The sequence below is a fragment of the Microcoleus sp. B13-B6 genome (genome assembly GCF_036705405.1).
GTDB lineage: Bacteria > Cyanobacteriota > Cyanobacteriia > Cyanobacteriales > Microcoleaceae > Microcoleus.
On the sequence record NZ_JAUBUJ010000214.1, the window covers coordinates 1 to 4,090 of the forward strand.

The following is a 4,090-nucleotide window of genomic DNA, read 5'->3' on the forward strand; positions in this document are numbered from 1 at the left end:
GGTGCAGAGTAAGCGACGCAGATCCAAGGACGCATACCTAAGCGGTAGGACAATTCCCATTCACGACCCATGTAGCAAAATACACCGATCAAGAAGTGGAAAATTACCAATTGGTAAGGGCCGCCGTTGTACAACCACTCATCAAGGGAAGCTGCTTCCCAGATTGGGTAGAAGTGTAAGCCAATGGCGTTAGATGAAGGAACAACTGCACCTGTGATGATGTTGTTACCGTACATCAAGGAACCTGCTACTGGTTCGCGGATGCCGTCGATGTCCACTGGAGGGGCAGCGATGAAGGCGATGATGTAGCAAATGGTGGCGCTCAGGAGGGTAGGAATCATCAAGACTCCGAACCAACCTACATAAATGCGGTTGTCGGTGCTTGTGACCCACTCGCAGAAGCGTTCCCAGACGTTGGCGCTTTCGCGCTGCTGTAAGGTTGTTGTCATGGTTTTATGATTGCTGTATTTGGTTGTCAATGTTCGGATGATGTTTCTATTATTAACGGTCTTGTTAACGTTTGTAAAGGGGTTTAGCGACAGTTAAACTGATGACTGTGATTAGGAAAGCTGATGTAAGGAGAGACAGGGGCGTAGCTTGCGGGGCGCGACGCCATCGCCAGAAGTTTTGTTAAGAAAGTTGAGGGTTTTGCTTTCTGTGGGTCAGCTCGTGATACCTTTCTAAAACCTGAAAGCGGGAAAGTCCGGTGCAATTCCGGCGCTGTGCCGCAACTGTAAAAGTCAGAATGCCGATTTCGGGGGCGCTTTGTGGGCGTTTACTTTTGGATTCCCTGCGTAGCACGGGGAGGAGATTATTTGTTAGCTTTGACTGATTTGCCGACTTGTCCGGGTTTATTTTACGGTTCCCAAGCCCGAGACGGAGTTTTATCGAGAATGCGGATTCCGGGGGGAATTTTAAACGCGCAGCAGTGTCGGACGATCGCCGATGTGGCTGATCAATACAGTACCGGCTGTTTGCAAGTGACAAATCGGGCAAATTTGCAAATCCGAGAAGTGAACTCGGAAATTGCCCCGGAAGTCTGGAACCGCTTGCAGGAATTGGGGATAGCGTCTCGCCGCGTTGAAGTTGACCCGATTCGCAATATTATGGCAAGCCCGACAGCAGGGATCGATCGCCAGGAGTTACTGGATACTCGCCCGCTAGTCAAAGCTTGGGATGATTACCTGCAAACGCATCCCGAATTGTCGGAACTTTCGCCTAAGTTCAGTATTGGCTTCGACGGCGGGGAATCGGTTTCGATCCAGGCTTTACGCAACGATATTTTATTAGCTGCGGAAGGGCTTTCAACCCAATCAGAAATCGTTTTTCGGCTGCATTTCAACGGCGATACAGGAATTTTAATCCCAGAATCGCAATGTATTTCAGTATTAGCCGCCCTCGCTAGCACCTATCTTGAATACACCAAAAATCGACCTCGAATTGATGGGAAAAAACCGCGTTTGCGTCACCTGCTGGCAGATTGGGGTGTTGAAAGTTATCTAGAAAGGGTACAGCAGAATTTACCATTTTTATGGCAATTCACATCTTGCACATTTCCCAAAAACAGCCAAGATGCCTGTTCCACAAAGAGTGAATTTCCTTGTGGGGTGGGCATCTTGCCCGCCCGTTCGATCGACTCATCTGAAAAATCCCTCCCCAATCACCGACATCTCGGCATCCACCCTCAGCGACAGTCGGATTTATCCTACATGGGAATTGCACTGCCTCTCGGTAGGCTAGAATCAAAGCAACTGCGGAATTTGGCAAATTTAGCCCAAAATCTAGCCAGCGGTACCCTGAGACTTACGCCGTGGCAAAATCTGTTGATTTCTGATATCCCCAACTCCCAGCTTTTTGAGGTAAAACAGCAAATCGCCGATTTGGGATTGCACTCGTCAGCGACTCGGCTAGATTCGTGCTTGGTGGCTTGTGCCGGCAGCAGCGGCTGTGCGTCGGCGGCGACAGATACTCAAAGTCACGCCCTAGCAATGGTGAGGGATTTAGCGCAAAAATTGACGCTCGACCTGCCGATTAACATTCATTTCAGCGGTTGCCAAAAGTCCTGCGCCCAGCACCGGCCAATTGATATCACGCTGGTGGGAATTCAGATTGAGCGAGGACACGAGACGATCGAAGGTTACGACATTTATGCGGGTAGAAAAGATTTGCCCTTCGGGCGACCAATTTTTCAGGCGGTGAGTGCGATCGAGATGCCCGGTGCGATCGAGCGAATGTTGCAGGTGTATCAGCGGTTGCGAGAGCCATTGGAGTCATTTGGTGAGTTTATCGATCGGCGGGCGATCGACCAATTGCAGGAGTTGTTGAGTACGGAAAATCGGAATAGAAAGAGAAAAAACATCCCATGAAAACAGACAAATTTTAAGCATTTCTCTTTCTATCTCTCTTGATATTTCTTCCTTCGCGTCCTTTGCGCCTTCGCGGTTCATTCAAAAAATCTCTTTCACAAATCCCACAAAATTCCCATAGCAGTTTTAAACAATGATTGACTACATTCGAGACGGAACAGAAATCTACACCAAATCCTTCGCCACAATTCGAGCCGAAGCAGATTTGTCAAGCTTGCCACCCGATTTAGAATCGGTAGCCGTGCGACTAATTCACAGTTGTGGCATGACCGATATTGTTACAGATTTAGCAGCTTCCCCCGGTGCAGCCACCTACGGACGCCAAGCCCTCTCCGCAGGCGCGCCCATCCTGTGCGATGCCCGGATGGTGGCCGAAGGCATCACTCGCAAACGCCTTCCGGCTGACAATCCGGTGATTTGCACCCTCTGGCATTCCGAAATCCCGGAGTTGGCGCGGCAAATGGGAAATACTCGATCGGCTGCGGCGCTTGATTTATGGCTGGATAACTTGCAGGGTGCGGTTGTGGCCATTGGCAATGCCCCGACTGCTTTGTTCCGACTGCTGGAAATGCTTGATGCCGGAGCACCCAAACCGGCTTTAATTCTGGGTTTCCCGGTAGGATTTGTGGGGGCTGCCGAATCCAAAGCCGAACTGGCCGCCAACAGTCGGGGAGTGCCATTTATTACGTTGCACGGGCGGCGTGGTGGCAGTGCAATGGCAACGGCGGCCGTGAATGCGTTAGCGAAAAAGGATGAATTATGACTCAGGCTACTGGTAAATTGTACGGTTTGGGTATTGGCCCTGGTGATCCAGAATTGATCACATTGAAAGCTTATCGGATTTTGCAATCGGTGCCGGTGATTGCCTATCCGGCGATGGAAAATGGTAAGGTGCTGGCGCGGGCGATCGTTGCTGATTATCTGCGCCCGGAGCAAATTGAGATTCCGATGCCGTTGCCTTTTAGTCCGACGCGATCGTCTCAACCTTATTATGATATTGCTGCCGAGAAAATTGCCGCACATCTTAGCGAGGGACAGGATGTGGCGGTGCTGTGTGAGGGCGAGCCTTTTCTCTACGGCTCGTTTATGTATCTATTCAACCGTTTGTCGGCGAGATTTACCACTGAAGTTGTGCCGGGAATTTCTTCGACAATGGCGAGTGCGGCTGCGTTGGGAGTGCCGCTGACTTACCGTAACGATGTGTTAAGTATTATGCCTGCGACGCTGGATGCTGAGGTTTTGCGCGATCGACTGGCGGTTGTTGATGCTGCTGTGATTATTAAACTGGGGAGGCATTTTGCTAAGGTGCGGGATGTGTTGATTGAGTTGGGACAGTTCGATCGAGCATTGTATATAGAACGCGCAACTATGCCGAATCAGCGAATTCGGGCGATCGCAGATGTCGAGCCCGCTGAAGTTCCCTATTGGGCTCTCATTATGATACCTAGCCAGCAAAAGTCTGTAACTTAATATTTCCATGCCTGAAGGCGACGCGCTTCCAGGCTTTACCTACTTTTTTGTGCATTCTTACCTCTTTCTCCTGTTTTCTTCATATTCATAACTTAACCTTATACCTTACATCAGTTAATCTGTTGTTAAAATACTTTACAAACCTTAGAATATGCTTTATGTTTATTTACATGGCGAAACACAAAGCCGTCACGAACATTGAAAACCAAATAAAGCAATCATAAACAAATGACAACAACCTTACAGCAGCGCGA

The 4,090-nt window shown here is 49.4% G+C and carries 3 protein-coding genes, 1 pseudogene and 1 riboswitch; of the genes and pseudogenes, 3 read left to right on the top strand and 1 reads right to left on the bottom strand.

Annotated features, from left to right (window positions below; translation table 11 throughout):
- Positions 1 to 449 (bottom strand): annotated as a pseudogene (locus QUB35_RS38555) (photosystem II q(b) protein); the annotation flags it as partial.
- Between the two features lie 230 nt (positions 450 to 679).
- A riboswitch (adenosylcobalamin-variant (AdoCbl-variant) riboswitch) is annotated at positions 680 to 759 on the top strand.
- 8 nt (positions 760 to 767) lie between these two features.
- On the opposite strand from QUB35_RS38555, the gene cobG reads away from it, so the two are divergent.
- The 3 genes from cobG (at position 768) to QUB35_RS38570 (ending at position 3,836) form a co-directional block, all read left to right on the top strand.
- Positions 768 to 2,366, top strand: a complete 1,599-nt coding sequence (gene cobG / locus QUB35_RS38560) for a precorrin-3B synthase (RefSeq protein WP_333148297.1) — start codon at positions 768 to 770, stop codon at positions 2,364 to 2,366.
- A gap of 133 nt (positions 2,367 to 2,499) precedes the next feature.
- Positions 2,500 to 3,129, top strand: a complete 630-nt coding sequence (locus QUB35_RS38565) for a precorrin-8X methylmutase (RefSeq protein WP_333148299.1) — start codon at positions 2,500 to 2,502, stop codon at positions 3,127 to 3,129.
- Complete coding sequence (locus tag QUB35_RS38570; protein ID WP_333148302.1) at positions 3,126 to 3,836, top strand: precorrin-2 C(20)-methyltransferase; 711 nt, start codon at positions 3,126 to 3,128, stop codon at positions 3,834 to 3,836. Before QUB35_RS38565 ends, QUB35_RS38570 begins: the two co-directional genes overlap by 4 nt.
- Positions 3,837 to 4,090: the final 254 nt, after the last annotated feature.

Excerpts from the sequence above, each read along its gene's own strand:
- QUB35_RS38565 (WP_333148299.1), top strand. The coding sequence starts at position 2,500 with ATGATTGACTACATTCGAGACGGAACAGAAATCTACACCAAATCCTTC.
- QUB35_RS38570 (WP_333148302.1), top strand. The coding sequence starts at position 3,126 with ATGACTCAGGCTACTGGTAAATTGTACGGTTTGGGTATTGGCCCTGGT.